Source organism: Planctomicrobium mucosum, assembly GCF_051466335.1.
In the GTDB taxonomy this organism is placed as follows: Bacteria; Planctomycetota; Planctomycetia; order Planctomycetales; family Planctomycetaceae; genus Planctomicrobium.
In genome coordinates, this window is record NZ_CP195793.1 from 1234107 (window position 1) to 1250463 (window position 16357).

Sequence of the window (16357 nt, forward strand, 5' to 3'; positions counted from 1 at the left end):
ATCAAGAGACGGTGCGCGCGAAAGTCATTCACCGTCTCTGTTCGTCTTCATGACAGCGAGATTCCATTGCGATTATTCGAAACGGATTAATCCGAAGAGTGCTGGTTGAGGAACTTCAGCTCCTGAACCGGTCCAGCTTTGTGACCCGATACCAGGTAAAATGCGGGTGATTCCCAATCCCCAACTGCTTCCCACGTTTCGTCCGGGAGGGAGCAATTGATCAAGTGGAATCGCGCATTCGAGGTGCCAGGAGTCGAGGTTTCGCGACGTGGCGCAATACCATTTGGGGTTGTAATTCCAGTTGTCCCAGCAGGCTTCCCGGGTTTGTCCGCGTTGATCAATTTCGAACTGGTAATACGTCCCGTAATCCCGGTCGATATCTATCTGCAGGCTAATCCTGTCATAAGCGTCAAGGTTGGCGTCATGCGATCGCCCCGCGCGTTCAGGGGGATCTTGGGGGAGATCGTTGTGAACCGGGACACTGGCCGCGACGTATAGAAACGTCTCGTCGTATGTGAGGAACACTACCGATTGAGGGCCAACACGCGAACTGGAACCATTCGACTGAGTTTTGGCACCAATGTAGGTGTCGCTTTGTGTCGCGTCTCCCAGTCGAATTTCTGTCGCGTTTGCCCAGCAGGGATCGATGAGGGACCCATCCAGAACGGGCGGCGTCCTCGTCATCTTGCAATTCAGGATCGGCTTGGGGGACTGTGCACCGGGGCGAAGTAAATAGGCTTCTCCACGAGCAGCGATGTTCCATGGATCATCGCTCACCGTCTTCATGAACTCCGAGTAAATTTCGTCTGCCCGCTTGTGTTCACTGCGACGCCGATGCAGGGCCGCCATCTGGAACTGAAGTTCTGGCAACTGATAAATCTGAGGGTAGACGTCACGCAAACCATTCGCGACGGTCACAGCGGATGTCTGCCAGCGACTCAGCTGCATTTGATACATGTCTGCCGAATCATTCCCGTTGCCCAGTGTCGACTGAAGCGTCCCTGAAACTGGAGTGACACGCTGTGATTCCAGTTTACCCGGAGCACCTAGATGTGGGGCGACGAGGATACCGGCGGTTTGCGTCCTTTGGCTTCGAAACTTCTTCATCGCTTCAGCAAAGTCTGACTGCAATTGTGGCAGTTCCGATGTGTTTCCGGAACGCGTCACACCGCCGGAGGCCTGAATCGTCTGAAGCCGCTGCCAGTTCATTTCGGCACTGGTCCAATATCGCATCAGCCACAGCATCCCCTCTACGGCGACAGGCTGTTCGGGAAACCGAGTGACCAGTTCACAGTAGACCGCTTCAGCTAATCCCCATTGACCGTTGACGTGGTACTGATTTCCGAGCACTCCGAGTTGTTGGGCTGCCTGTTCCGCGGAGAGTGGGGAGATGATCTCTTTGATCTGTCCTAAAAGAATTCCAGCAGTTTGCGGGGACGCAGTGTAACGGTCGGTGATGGTGGTGATGGTTCGTCGGTGATTCGCTTCATTGATCAGCTTCTCGTAGTCGAGTGAACTGATTGTCAATTGGGCACGACGAGCGGCGGAACCATGACCAATTGCAAGATCCCCAAAAGCGAACCGATTCGAAAGTTGCTGTGATGCGTCGGTACGAATAACAACAAAACTCTGCCGTTGCAGCGGTTTTGAATTCGGCAACGCTAACTGGCTGAGTGCCTCTCCCGCTGCCAGCTCAAGAGTTTTTCGTGTTCTTGGAAGTACCTCATAGGGATCCTGAGTGAAGCCAACGTCTGAGGGCGCTTCTTTTTGTAGGATGAGCTTGCTGACGGTCCACGGTTGCAGGTACGCGAGTTCGGCCTGGTCGGTAGAAAATTGGGGGATTTTGGCTTTGTCCATTGCTTGGGTGACCGCCATGCGGAGGAGTTCTGCGGTGTATTCTCCCGGAGCCCCCTCATCAATCAGAACCACGGATGGACGCCAAATTCGGAGTTCCGCCACGAGGCTTTCGAGCAGTACTTCGCTGAGTCGTCGGTCAGTGAGATTCGTCCATTCCTGAAGAAGCTTCTCTCTGTCTTTTGCGAGGGAAGGAATGGCGACGGGGAGACGCCAGTCGATCCAGCTTCGACTTCCGCCCGAGGTTTGCACGGCGTGAGCGAGTCTGAGGTCAAGTTGACGAGTGGTGTGAGCGTCACCTCCCGTATCTCGACGGGTGACCACCATGGATGCAGAGCGATAGCCTTCTTCTCGCGACCATTTTGTAAGAAACGGAAGCGACGGGTTGTCGACTGATGAGAGGAGTGAGAGGACAGCCAGTCGACGACCGCCGCCGCGAACGTTCGTCCACGTCTCTCCTCCGTCTTCTGTGATACAGATGCGCCCGAGTGCTCCCGCTGCGATCCCTCGTTGAGGATTGGCAAAGCGAATGACTTCCAGTGGAATTGAATCCCCGGTTGCATGCGGGGTCCAGGTGCGACCAGCGTCGATGGACTTCCAGACGGCTGAACCGGGGCTTCCCGCGACCCACACGTGATCGCCCACGTGGTGCACGCTATGAAAGTTGGTGAAGTCGGAGATCTCTACGGGAAGATTCGGATGAATTGCATTCCAGGAACTTCCTGAGGTGTCGCTTCTCAGAAGAACGGCCCCATCACCTGCGAGCCAGGCTCGGCCTGAGCCGTCCGCTGAAACTCCCTGAAAACCTTGAAGGCCACTGGAAGCTGAGCCACTTTTGAGAATTGAACCTTGGGCGACGATCCCTTGTGATCCCCGATTGCCGCCGAGAACGCCTGCTTGGATCGATGTGAATGCTGCTGCGTTCCATTCACCCGAGTTGGGTGAGGGCATCGAGTTCCATAATTGCCCGCCATCTGTCGTCGTCAGTGCTCCCGTTGGAAACGCAATCGAGCGGTCGCCAGCAAGGACGCCTTTCTCGAGATCGAAGAACCGCACATACTTCAGGTAGGGGAGGTTGGTGGCAGTACTTGCTGTCCAGGTTGCTCCACCGTCGAGAGTCTGTAATAGAATTCCAACAGGGCGTCCTCCGACGGGAAGGACAGTTCCTCCCGCGATCCAGCCCACCCGATTGGTTAAAAAGCAAACGCTATGGAATACGTAGCGTTCAAGGTCCGGGGAAATGGAGAGGAACCGCCAGGTTGCCCCGCGATCTTCAGACTTCAGGACAACTCCGCGATCGCCGACAGCCCAGACATCGTTCTCTCCAACGATGGCGACATCGCGTATGGTTGCATCATCCTGCATTGGATGAGCTGTGACGAACTGGGCTTTCAACTGCGGAGTTTCATCTCCGGCAGCGGTCCGCGGAGCAGAGTAGGCGAAAAATCCGAAGAGGATTGGGGCGCACCAGGAAGCCAATGCGATCGATGTCCGGAATTGAGCGGTGTTACGAACGAATGACTGCATGGGGCCTTCCTGAGATGTTCAGAGTGGGATCTTCAGGCGATTCAGTAGGAACCTGAAACGCCTGAATCATCGTCATTATCGTTGTTCAATCTGCTCGCCGCTCACCTGACGAATCATGTTCTGGTTCTCTCGGACCGGGCTGGATGATGGAAACGATTCGATCGTCGTTGTGACGCGTTTTGTCTGTTGAAAACTGAATGAGTTGGCCATCTGAATCGTCATGTTGACTGTTCGATCAACCCGGCTTTCTTTGGGGAGGCCTGTATCGCGATAAATCGTGCAACTGCCAATCGTTGACCCTCCATTCACGGTGACGGAGACGCCGTTGTCAGTGTTCGCTTTGCCAATCGATGTGCCGATGGCTGCGGAGGAATTGATCGTGCCGCGAATGTCGATAACAGCAGTGGATGGAGTGAGATCTTTCAGGGTGTAGATGTTCGTGACATACATCGGAACCGGGCGAGTCAATTGCTGCTGACGTTCCCAGGAATCTCCCAATGACGTCTGGTGACCATAGGGGAGAAGGCCGATTGTGTTGTCGACAAAATTGGCGATTCCGGATTCACCTGAACCCGCTTCAACGCCGAGGATGACGTCGTCGCGTTGATCGGGCGGTACGTTTCGTAGGCAGCGTTCAATGAATTCTGACAACCCTTCGACTTCGGAGATCTGGTTGTCTTCGCCAATCCAGAACGAGAACCCGTCGTTGACCATGTCCCGGTAGGCGATGGCTCCGACATGACTGATCTGGCCAGGGTCGTTGGAATCAAACTCAACATGCTCATCGGCAATGTCGTGCTTGTAGCGGACTCGATTGTACTTGACGGTGAGTTTGGTGCGGTTTTCTCTTTTCTCGGTCACTCGGATGGCCAGCATCAATTCGAGTTGAGAGAAGTTTCGCATCGGTTCTCCATTCAGAGTATTCTGAAGGAGTTCTTGTTGAACAACCTTCCGGAGGGGGAACTGGTCACCGGTTTTGAGGTTCAGCCCCAACTTGGCAGCGGAGTTGTAGCTCGCCAGTTGAGTGTCCGAATGAGGCGTTGCGGCAGGGGTTTCTGTGAGCCAAGCGGGGAGGTCGACATCCTCTTTCTTTTTGGCAGATTCTGAAGAGCATCCCGTCGACCAGAGAACCAGCGAGGTGGCAAGACAGATTAAGACTGATGAGTTGCTTCGGCCCACCATAATGTTCCTCCTGAACGCGATTTCAGCGAGTCCTGCGCTGAGACTTTTTTCTGGCGAATCTGCCCGGAATCGCGGGAAGTTAGCACGATTTCAGCTTTTCAGGCCAGACTTGTTTTGATTAGCGAGCTTGTTCTGCCAATGTGACAGTTTTTGTCTTGGTTAATCTGCGTGTTAGTGGTGCCAAAATGGCTTGTATCTTTTTGGGCTGGAATTTCGTGAGTTGCAAGTCAATATCTTGATTCAGGTTACGGTAAAGTGGATTCTTTCGGGATTCGGTACGAGCATTGCGTCTATCGAGAATTACTCTGACAAGAAGGGAATAATTCACATGGCATTCAAGATGGAACAGCTGACCGCAAAGGCTCAGGAAGCGGTTCAGTCAGCTCACGAAATCGCTCGGGAGATGAACCACCGGCAGCTGGTTCCTCTCCATTTATTAAAAGCTCTGCTGCAGGAACCGGACGGAATTCCAAGGGCGATTCTCAGCAAGTTGGGAGCGAATGTGTCCCAGCTTCTGCTGATGGTCGACAGTGAACTGGGACGACTCCCGTCGTCGACTGGATCAAATGTCGACATTGGGGCCTCTCGGGAACTGATGCAGGTTTTCGATGAAGCGCAGAAATTCGCAGCCACGTTGCAGGATGAGTTCATCTCCACCGAACATTTGTTTGTCGGGCTGACCCGGGTGAGCGACACCGCACAACGACTGCTCACACTCAATGGACTTGAAGAAAAAGACATTTTGTCAGCCATGAAAGCTGTGCGAGGAAATCAACGAGTGACAGACCAACACCCTGAAGATAAATACCAATCGCTGGAAAAATACGGGAAAGATCTCGTCGAACTGGCTCGGTCCGGAAAGATCGATCCGGTGATCGGGCGGGACAACGAAATCCGCCGCGTGGTTCAGGTCTTGGCCCGCCGTCGTAAAAACAACCCGGTGCTGATCGGTGATCCTGGTGTCGGAAAGACCGCCATCGTAGAGGGGCTCGCCCACCGAATTGTTCTCGGGGATGTTCCACAATCTCTCAAAGACAAGCGAGTGATTGCTCTCGATATGGGGGCGCTGATCGCTGGTGCCAAATATCGCGGTGAATTCGAGGATCGACTCAAAGCTGTTTTGACGGAAGTCGAACAGGCTCAAGGGAAGGTCATTCTGTTTATCGATGAACTGCACACCGTAGTCGGGGCAGGAAAAACCGATGGGGCAATGGATGCATCCAACCTCCTCAAACCGGCACTTGCTCGCGGGGAGTTGCACTGTATTGGTGCAACGACTCTCGACGAATACCGGAAATACATCGAGAAAGATCCCGCACTCGAGCGTCGATTTCAACCAGTGATTGTCCGTGAACCATCAGTCGAAGACACGATTGCGATCCTTCGCGGGCTCAAGGAACGCTACGAGAAGCACCACGGAATTCGCATTCGTGACGCGGCACTCGAAGCAGCAGCGAAACTTTCGGATCGGTATATCAGTGACAGGTTTTTGCCAGACAAGGCCATTGACCTTGTCGATGAAGCGGCGTCACGTGTGTCGATCGAACTGACTTCAGTACCGACTGAAATTGATGAAGTGCAGCGACGACTGACTCGACTGGAAATCGCCGCTCGCCAGCTCGATGAAGAGAAGGAAGAGCACGCGACGAAAGAGCGTCAGGAGATCCAGACGGAGATGGATCAGCTCAAGCAGAAACTCGCGAGTTTGAAAGAACAGTGGGAGTCTGAAAAGCTGGGGCTGGGGGATGTGAAAGGTGTTCGCGAGAAACTGGAACAGGCAGAACTGGAATATGCACAAGCCGAAGCTGGAATGCGTGACAAACAAGCCAGCGGCCGACTTATCGATGAGGCGGACTACCAGAATCTGTTCAAGCTGGACCAGGAACGAGCGAAACTTCGAAAGCAGGTACAGACCCAGGAAGAAGAAGCAGAGAAGCATGCAGCTACAGAGAAAGAGCATCAAACACGACTGCTCCGCACTGAGGTCGGTCCCGAAGAGATTGCGAAAGTGGTCTCCGCCTGGACCGGTGTCCCTGTCAGCCGCATGATGAAGACGGAGCGAGAGAAACTGTTGTTGATGGAAGACCTGATTCATCAGCGCATGATCAATCAGGAAGAAGCCGTCTCTGCAGTCGCGAACGCTGTTCGCCGCTCTCGATCCGGATTGCAGGACAAGAACCGCCCGATCGGTTCGTTCATCTTCCTCGGTCCTACTGGGGTGGGGAAGACGGAACTCTGTAAGGCACTGGCGGAATTCCTGTTTGATGATGAGAAGAACATTGTCCGAATCGATATGAGCGAGTTCATGGAGCAGCACTCCGTGGCTCGGCTGATCGGTGCCCCTCCGGGGTATGTGGGGTACGAAGAAGGGGGACGGCTCACTGAAGCGGTCCGTCGGCAACCGTATTCCGTGGTCTTGTTCGATGAGATTGAAAAAGCCCATCGCGATGTCTTTAACGTCCTCCTGCAAGTGCTGGACGACGGGCGATTGACAGATGGACAGGGAAAAACCGTCGATTTCACAAACACGATCATCGTGATGACTTCGAATATCGGGTCTTACCAGATTCTGGAGCTAACCGAAGCGGGTGAGGAGGACCAGATTCGGGACGTCTGTATGGATGCCCTGAAGCGGGAGTTCCGACCGGAGTTTTTGAACCGCATCGATGAAGTCATTGTGTTCCATCCGTTGAAACGGCAGGACATTCGAAAAATCATCGAGTTGCAGATTCAGAAGCTTTCCAAGCAATTGGAGGAGCACGGTTACGGATTGGATGTTTCCGAAGATGCCAAATCACTGTTGGCAAACGAGGGATATGATCCGGTTTACGGTGCTCGTCCTCTCAAGAGGGTCATTCAGAGTCGACTCCAGAACGCCTTGGCAAACTCCATCCTGTCCGGGGAGTTCGAGGAAGGGAAGACCATTCACGTTGGATCCCAGCATGGTGAACTGACGTTCGAATAGTTTTGGACGAGTTGATTTTTAGTGATTTTGATGAGGCTGCACGTGAGAAATCGCGTGCAGCCTTTTTTTGCATCTCCTTTTACTGGAATGCTTTTTGTTCGCAGGTGATCTTTTCGCCCAGTGATTGCGGGGGTTGTTTAGCTGGTTTGCTGCAAAGAGTGTTCGATATCGACTATATTGTGAACTCGCCAGACTTTTCGGCTCACGATGAGGTGAACAACTGCACAGAGCGGTCTCACGGAGCTTGATGGTCTGTTTTCGTTTCAATCGCTGGAAATGCCATGTATCGCGTGCTTGTAACTGATAGCCTTTCAACTCAAGGTCTCGATCTGCTCAAGAGCTTCCCGGAGATCGAAGTTGTTTACTCACCGGGAATGAAACCGGCGGAGTTGAAAGAAGCTCTCAAAGAAGCGGACGGGATTGTCATCCGTAGTGGAACGAAGCTGACCGCCGACGTTCTAGAAGGACAAACCCGACTGAAAGTGATCGCTCGTGCTGGAGTCGGTGTCGATAACGTCGATCTCCCGACAGCGACACGCCAAGGGATCATTGTTTCTAACACACCAGACGGAAACACACTGAGTACAGCTGAGCACACGATTGCCATGCTGATGGCGTTGTGCCGCTGTATTGGCCCTGCATCCCAAACAATGCGCAATGGCGAGTGGGATCGTAAGAGCTTCACTGGAACGCAACTGGCCGGCAAAACAATCGGTGTCGTTGGTCTGGGGCGAATTGGAATCGCAGTCGCCAAGCGATGCCGCGGTCTGGAAATGACCGTTCTGGGATTCGATCCATTCCTCAGCGAAGAACGCGCTGCTGAATACGGAATTGAACTCTACCGAAACGTTGATGATATGCTGGTGAAATGTGATTTTGTCACTGTGCATACTCCACTGACTGACGAGACACGTGGTCTCATCAACGCGAAGCGAATTGCTTCGATGAAGACGGGTGTTCGATTCGTCAACTGTGCCCGCGGGGGCATTATCGATGAGAACGATCTGGCAGACGCCATTGAATCCGGGCATGTCGCCGGTGCTGCACTGGACGTCTTCTCGAAAGAACCTCCTGCACCGGACTTCCGACTGACCAAGCTTCCTCAGGTGTTGAGCACTCCTCACCTCGCTGCTTCAACCGATGAAGCTCAGGAACAGGTTGCATTGGAAGCAGCCGAAATCGTTGCGAATTTCCTGACAAAGAATGAAGTTCGCTCCGCTGTGAACATGGTCCCCATTTCCGGCAAAGAGCTGGAAGGGGCGCGATCCTATCTCGATCTTGCTTATCGGTTGGGACTGGCATTGGCTCAGCTCTGCAAAGGAGAGAGCTTCAAGTCGGTCAAAGTTCAGTTCAAGGGAGATCTGAAAGGGAAGCCTGTCAAACTGGTGACCAGTGCTTTCACATCCGGTCTGCTCTCTGCTGCTCTGGATCGAAACGTCAGTATTGTGAACGCCGACCTGACAGCAGCCGACCGCGGAATTCCTGTGACAACGATCACCTCGCCAGATGCGGGAGCGTTTTCCACAATTCTCTCTGTGACTGCGGAAACTGACAAAGGGACCAAGACAATTGGCGGGACCACCTTTGGTAACGACTTCCTGCGTCTGATTCGCGTTGACGATTACCATCTCGACGCTTACCTGGACGGCAAAATGCTGCTGTTCTGGCACAAGGACGTCCCGGGTGTGATCGGGGCGATTGGAACTGCGTTCGGAAAACATGGCGTGAATATCTCGCACATGGCTGTCGGTCGCGGAAGCAAGATCCCAGGTGGTGGCGCCGTTGCAGTATTGAATCTGGACAACGCACCTTCTGCAGAAGCACTCGCAGAAGTCAGTCAACACCCGGACATCCTCGGGGTTCAACTCGTCACTCTCCCAGAAGCAGGCGCATCATTGCCATGGCTGGGACTGTAGGCGGCGAATTTTGTTGAAATCGATCACGGCGACTCTCACTTGATGAGGTCGCCGTTTTTTATTCCCCATCTCAAAAATGGAGTATTCGCCGGCTTGTTCGTTCCGATAGAATCAAGCTGGTCCGGTCGGATTAGATTGCATCCGTGAACTTTGCTCGAGAGGTCGGCGTCCCCATGGAACGTGATGAACTGATTCAGACACTGCAGTCGCTTCAGAGTCGCCTGCAGAACAACGAGGAGCCCGATGCTGATCTCACCTCGGATCTCCAGAAACTTTCGGTCGAACTGAACGAAGTGTTTGGAGTCCATCAAGTCGGGGAAGTGCCCAGCGAGGATGGCGAAGAGTCTGGTGGGCTGCTGGATCAAATGAAATCGCTGACGCAGCAATTCGAGGAGTCTCATCCTCAACTGGCTCAGGCGATCGGTGATGTCGCCACCGCGCTGAGTCGAATCGGAATATAGACCTGCTTGATTTCAATAGATCTGGCTGCATCCTTCTCGTGAGAGGAGCACGCAGCCAGATTTTTTATTGAATTCGATGTAACACCCGCCAGTGAATACACTCCCCTGAGAGAGGAGTTAAATTCCTTCGAGTACTTTTGGATTGACCACGTTCTCAGGGAGTTCCCCGCTCAGGACAGCGGCGATCTGATGCGAGACCCGCTCACGCAGGTTCGCGAGTGATTCTTCCGATACGAACGCAGCGTGAGGCGTCACGATCACTCGTTCATCCAGGTAAAGCTGATCAGAAAGGCTGGGCGGCTCAGGATCGAAAACATCCAGCCCGGCGCCGGCGAGTTTGCCTCGCTGAATGGCATCGTTCAAAGCCGCCGGATCAATAAGCGGTCCGCGTGAAGTGTTGATCAGGAAGGCACCAGTTCGCATCTTTGCGATTGCTTCAGCGTTGAACTGGTGACGATTCGAATCCGTCAGCGGAGCATGGAGTGAGATGTAATCGGATGTCTCCAGCAGTTCATCGAACGAAACCATTTTGCAGTCGGTTCCATAATTGTTCCCGGAGGGGGTATGTGCGATGACGTTCAGACCGAACGCCTTTGCCCGCTCGAGGACAAGCTGTCCGGTCTTGCCGAGTCCAAAGAGGCCGAGTGTGCGTCCTTTGAGCCGGTGCATCGCAGGACCGGAGCGGAGATTGTATTCCTGCCCTTTTGTTCGCAAGTGGAAGAATCCAATGTTACGAGTCAGCCCCAATAGCAGTCCAAACGCTTGGTCAGCCACTTCTTCAACGCAGTAGTCAGGAACATTTGTGACGAGAATGCCCCTTGACGTTGCGGCGGGTATGTCGATGTTGTCCAGGCCGATCCCCATGCGGCAAATGATCCTGCAAGTCGATGCGGAATGAATCACTTTTTCCGTCACTTTGGCCCAGCACGTCGCGATGGCGTCGACATGCTCAGCGAGTCGCGTGAGCGTCTCTTCGGACTCGTCCGGAGCGTCAACGATCTCCACTCCATAAGGGGTGAGGATTCGTCGTTCGATATCAAGATCCGGCCAGGGGTGGTCTGTGATGAGTACTTTATGGGTGGCCATAGCGGAGATTTCTTAGCAGGTCGATCTACGTGTTCGCGTCCCTGCAGGCAGGAACCGATTACTTAGAAATACTCTGACAAACCCGCTTCCCTTGTGAAAGTGAAAGCCTCATTTCTTTTTCATCAGGCCGAAGTCGGAACCATCGAAACAGAAGGCGAGTCGATTCAAATTCATCCGGGCCTGTCATCGTGGTTTGGTCCTGCACGCCCCCCATCTGTAATCGAATTCGGTTTAACTTCGAGATTGTCTCTGCAGCACTCTTCTCGTCGTGAGGTTGCGGGACGACCTCAACAACTGTTCCTCTTTCGATCAGCATCCACCATTTCGACTGATCGATCGACGATTCGATGGGGTAGATGAAGTACGCTTTCGATGTCCAATCGTGAAAACGTCGCAGGTGCAGACTGATTCTTTCCAGAGCTTTGGCCCGGTCTCGCAGTACTGCGGCCCGTTCAAACTTTCGTTCAGTGACGGCAACCTTCATTTCCTCGGCTATCGCCGCGAGGGCCGTTTCGCAGTCTCCATCCAGAAACCGCGTCGCTGCATTGACGGCGCGCGTGTAAGCAGTCTTTGTGCAGCCTCCAACGCATGGTGCCAGACAGGTTTTCAGATGGGCCCGCATGCAGGCACTGAACGGCACAGCATCAGGATCGACAGGAGTATTTTTGTAAGTGATTGGAGTATTCTTCGGGCAGTCGCGCAGTAGGAAATGATGGTTGAGTTCTGCAACAGCCTGGCGAAGAAACCGAGTCATGGGCATCGGCCCCCAGATGCCCAGGTACCTCTTCGGAATATGGGGATGGAGTGTAAACGCAGGGGCTGGTTGATCGACCAGAGTCAAAAACCCCAACCTCATCTTTGTTGGGTGTCCCTGAACGTTGTAGTTCGGACGATAATGGCGGATCAGTTCTCGCTCGCGGAGTGCAGCCACAAGCTCATGCGCGGCAGGTTGCCAAACCAACGTTGCGGATCGGTACCCGATTCGACGTTCTTTGGTCTTCGAGACCTTGGATGAGAAATAAGAATGGAGGCGTTTGCAAAGATGGCGGGACATCCCGACGTAAATGAGCTGGCCCGTCGAGCTGACCATCCCGTACACCCCTGGAGAAGCGGGGCATTCATTTCGCAGCCGAGCACGAATCTCTTTTCTGGTTCCGGTCAGAAGCAGACTCCGCGGAGATCCCAACAAAGAGGCGTAACGGCTCTTCAGAAACAATTCTGGCAACGACTCTCTGGGGGTGACCTCCATTTTCCTTTTGTTGGCCATTTACCCTCCTTGGGACTGATTGAACCTCAGCCACGGAATCGATGGCAAGAGTGGGGTGATCGTAATTGTCCACTTCATTCATGCCTATGGTATTTCCCGGCAACTGTTCGAGCCCAAGAGACGACAAAGAATGAATCTGTGTTGACTGATTTGAGTGGCGGGTCGCTGAAAGTTGGGCGATCAAACGGAAAATGTTGGCACCGGTTGATCTATTTGCTTCTGATATGCAGTTTGACTTTGCAGCGGTACGAGCAGGTTCATTTGCGGAGAAACTCGCCTAATTTCTGACAGAGAGATAGCTTGCGCAAATCTTCCTCTTTTGACGAAATGAAGATCGTGTTAATCTGGATTGATAGATCTGGTCCCCGCAATTTTGGTGGATTAAGTTGATCGTCACACGTTCTACCTTTACTGGAACAACATGAGTCTGTCTGTTGGTCACTCGGAAAGCACCTTTACTCCTGAATTGAAACAGTCTTCAACTGTTGGTTCAACGAGCTTTATCGGGTTGGTATTGACCCAGTTTTTTGGCGCATTTAACGACAATCTCCTGCGTTGGTTTGCCGTTTTGATTTCGCAGCCGATTCTTGGCTCGTCAGCAGCAATCGTGCTGGGTGGGGTGTCCTTGACGGTCCCTTATCTGTTCACAATGCCAGCAGCGGGTTGGTTGGCAGACAGGTTTTCGAAACGAAGCATTATTACGCGAGTTCGCGGTCTCGAAGTTCTGCTGCTGATCGCTGCCATCCTATCAATTGCCTACGGAAATTCTCTGTCCTTGTTGTCCATTGTCTTTGTAAAGGGGCTTCTGAGTGCACTGACGAGCCCTTCGAAATTTGGCTGCATTCCTGAAATCGTCTCCCCCCGGTTCCTGTCGAACGCCAATGGCATCATGGCAATGTTTTCGATTGTCGGTATGGGGGCTGGAACAATTGCAAGCTTCGTGCTATACGGATTCTCCACCCCAGAGCTCGGAAGTGGAAATTGGGAATCGATTGCGGTGATTGCCTTGACTCTCCTCGTCGGTGCCGTCGCAGCATATCTTTCAAGTCTTCTGGTGTTCACTGCAGGAGCAGCTGATCCAGAACTGCCGCCGAGATTGAATCCACTTGTTGACGTCATCCCCGCGATGAAGATTCTTTGGGGAGATCGTCGACTGTTTCGAGCAGCTTTTGGGATCGCATTTTTCTACTTTCTAGCGTCATTGGCTCAGCAGAATATCGATCCGTTTGGATCAACGATTCTTTCTCTGGAGAAGGCGCAAATTGGCGTTTTGCTGGGGATACTCGTGGCGGGAGTCGGGGTAGGAAGTCTCCTCGCTGGCCGACTTTCCGATGGAAAAGTGGAACTTGGCATCGTTCCATTAGGGGCACTGGGAATCGCCGTCAATTCGATTCTCATCTGCGTCTTCGGGAGCTTTGTTGATCCGAGTCTTCCCACAAATGGACAGGTCGCCTACTGGGGATCATGTATCGGGCTGTTCCTGCTCGGAGCGAGTGCGGGGCTATACGATGTCCCGCTGGAAGCCTATTTGCAAATGCGCAGCGATCCACAACGTCGTGGAACAGTGCTCGCAGGAAGTTTCTTCCTGTCTTATGTCATGATTCTTGTTTCGTTTGGTGTCTTCTATCTCCTGCGAGCTGTGATTGGTCTTTCGCCGGGATCGCTCTTTTTGCTGATGGGAATCATGACACTGCCTGTGGTGGTGTATCTCGTCTGGCTGATGCCTGATTGGACATTCCGGTTCTGCCTTTGGTTAGTGACGCATTCGATTTATCGGCTTCGGCTGCACGGCCTCGAAAATGTTCCGGATCGTGGAGCTGCACTCATTGTCGCCAACCATGTTTCCTTCATGGATGGTGTCTTTCTATGCATCGCGACGTCACGATTCGTGAGATTTCTCGTTTACTCGGACTTCACTGAGATGCCAATTCTGAATCAGCTGGCTCGGATCATGAGAGTGATCCCAATTCGAGCAAGCGATGGGCCAGTGGCTGTTGTGAAGTCGATCAATTCTGCCCGTGAAGGGCTAAAGAATGGAGAAGTCGTCTGTATTTTTGCAGAGGGGGGGCTGACTCGAACGGGCCAGATCCAACCTTTTCAAAAAGGCCTGATGAAAATTGTCCGCGGAATGGATGTTCCTATTGTCCCCACATATTTGAACGGGCTCTGGGGGAGCATTTTCAGTTGGCGTGGAGGAAAGGTTTTCTGGAAGTGGCCTAAGAGTTGGCCGTTTCCAGTGGATATTCACTTTGGAACACCGATTCGTAACCCGCAAGATGTCGCACTCGTAAGACAAGCGGTCGAACAACTTGCTGCTGAGGCTGTGAAAATGGATGCTGCTCAAAACAAACTCGTACCGGTTCGTCGGTTTATTCGCCAATGTAAAGCCTCGAAGTTTGTGTCGAAAGTCGCAGACTCAGCGAAGACGGAACTGACAGGCGGCAAACTTCTCGCTGGAGCGCTCGCCTTTCGGCGGGTGCTGCGACGAACTGTTCTGTCGAATGACGAAAAGAGCGTTGGCCTGTTGCTGCCACCTTCTGTCGGCGGATGCCTCGCGAATATGGCGCTGGCTCTTGATCGTCGAATCAGCATCAACCTGAATTACACTCTTTCCGAAGACGTGTTGAATTACTGCGTCGACAAAGCAGGGATCAAACATGTTCTGACCAGTCGTCGATTTCTGGAGAAAATGCCCTTCAAGTTGCAGAACGCGGAATTCGTCTTTTTGGAAGATGTGAAGGAAAAGGTCACATCTCTCGATCGGATGATGGGGGCGCTCGGCGCGTTTGCACTTCCTGCTTCAGTGCTCGACTCGCTTCTTGGGCTCAAGAAGATCGCTCCCGACGATACGCTGACGATCATTTTCACCTCCGGATCGACAGGTGAACCGAAAGGGGTGGTCCTTTCTCAGGTGAACGTCGGAGCGAACGCGGAAGCGATCGACCATTTGCTCAACGTGAAGCATGAGGATGGAATTCTCGGGGTATTGCCGTTTTTCCATTCGTTCGGTTACACCGCCAGCATGTGGTTGCCAATGTGCTACAGCTTGCGTGGCGTGTACCACTTCAGCCCACTTGATGCGAAGGTGATCGGTCGACTGTGTCAGGATCACAAGCTCACGATCATGATGACAACCCCGACCTTCCTGAAGATGTACTTGAAGCGATGTGATCCAGAGAACTTTGCTTCGCTCGATCTGATCGTCGTCGGGGCAGAGAAGTTGCCAGTCGAACTGGCTCAACAATTCGAGGAGAAGTTTAAGGTACTTCCGACTGAAGGCTATGGTGCGACTGAGTTGTCTCCAGTGGCTGCGGTCAACGTGCCGGACCATCGTTCACAAGCGGTTTATCAACAAGGGACAAAGCTTGGCACAGTGGGGCGTCCTCTGCCCGGGGTGACAGCGAAGATCGTCGATCCTGAAACCCGCGAAGATCGGGGAATCGGTGTTGAGGGGCTCTTGCTGATCAAAGGACCAAGCGTCATGAAGGGCTATCTGGACGACCCGGCAAAAACCAATGATCTGGTTCGTGATGGCTGGTACAACACAGGCGACTTCGCTGTTCTTGATACAGATGGGTTCCTGACGATCACTGGGAGGCAAAGCCGCTTCTCCAAGATCGGCGGAGAGATGGTTCCCCATATTCGTATTGAGCAGGAACTATTTAAGATCTGCGAGGCACCCGATGCGGAAGAAGCAGGGTTAATTTTGGCGGTTACGGCCGTGGCGGACGATAGTCGCGGAGAACGAATCATTGTTTTGTACACCCAGCTTTGCGAACCGGTTGATCAGGTGATCAAAAAGCTGGCTCAGACAGGTATTCCCAAATTGTGGATTCCTTCCTCCGACTCTTTTATTCAGGTGGACCAGATTCCGGTGCTCGGAACCGGAAAACTGGATTTGAAAGCTGTCAAAGAAATGGCATTGGATGTAACTCGAAACGCCAAAGCATTTTAGGGTTCGGCGTTTAGTCAGCATCGAGGAATTCAGCGAACCGGCGAGTCATTTGGGGTGTCATTGCTGAAGCTGATTTTCGCAGCCGGTTGCGGATTTTATCTTGAATCCATCAACACGGAGAGAAATGAGCTTGCTGTTTTGAAT

General features: G+C 52.9%; 8 protein-coding genes. 4 read left to right on the top strand and 4 right to left on the bottom strand.

The window, feature by feature from the left end; all coding sequences use genetic code 11:
• Positions 1-72: 72 nt before the first annotated feature.
• Entirely contained in the window at positions 73-3381 is a 3309-nt protein-coding gene (locus SH668x_RS04940) for a YCF48-related protein (protein ID WP_437187589.1), read from the bottom strand.
• Between the two features lie 75 nt (positions 3382-3456).
• Complete coding sequence (locus tag SH668x_RS04945) at positions 3457-4563, bottom strand: DUF6263 family protein (protein ID WP_437187590.1); 1107 nt, start codon at positions 4561-4563, stop codon at positions 3457-3459.
• 328 nt (positions 4564-4891) lie between these two features.
• Here SH668x_RS04945 and clpB point away from each other — a divergent pair, with 328 nt between their 5' ends.
• The 3 genes from clpB (at position 4892) to SH668x_RS04960 (ending at position 9905) form a co-directional block, all read left to right on the top strand.
• Positions 4892-7528, top strand: coding sequence for an ATP-dependent chaperone ClpB (gene clpB / locus SH668x_RS04950; protein ID WP_437187591.1), 2637 nt, complete (start codon positions 4892-4894; stop codon positions 7526-7528).
• A 281-nt stretch (positions 7529-7809) separates the two neighbouring features.
• On the top strand, positions 7810-9444 hold the full coding sequence (gene serA, locus SH668x_RS04955; protein ID WP_437187592.1) for a phosphoglycerate dehydrogenase: 1635 nt from the start codon (positions 7810-7812) through the stop codon (positions 9442-9444).
• 143 nt (positions 9445-9587) lie between these two features.
• Entirely contained in the window at positions 9588-9905 is a 318-nt protein-coding gene (locus SH668x_RS04960; RefSeq protein WP_437187593.1) for a DUF4404 family protein, read from the top strand.
• 117 nt (positions 9906-10022) lie between these two features.
• On the opposite strand, the gene SH668x_RS04965 is transcribed toward SH668x_RS04960, so the two are convergent.
• Together SH668x_RS04965 and SH668x_RS04970 are read right to left on the bottom strand one after the other, a co-directional pair.
• Positions 10023-10991 carry a C-terminal binding protein gene (locus tag SH668x_RS04965; protein WP_437187594.1) on the bottom strand — a complete coding sequence of 323 codons (969 nt, stop codon included), beginning with the start codon at positions 10989-10991 and terminating at the stop codon, positions 10023-10025.
• A gap of 58 nt (positions 10992-11049) precedes the next feature.
• Positions 11050-12258 (bottom strand): GIY-YIG nuclease family protein, encoded by a 1209-nt coding sequence (locus tag SH668x_RS04970; RefSeq protein WP_437187595.1) that lies wholly within the window; start codon positions 12256-12258, stop codon positions 11050-11052.
• Positions 12259-12679: 421 nt separating this feature from the next.
• Between SH668x_RS04970 and SH668x_RS04975 the strand changes: the two genes are divergently transcribed.
• Positions 12680-16213, top strand: coding sequence for an acyl-[ACP]--phospholipid O-acyltransferase (locus tag SH668x_RS04975; protein WP_437187596.1), 3534 nt, complete (start codon positions 12680-12682; stop codon positions 16211-16213).
• Positions 16214-16357 lie beyond the last annotated feature (144 nt).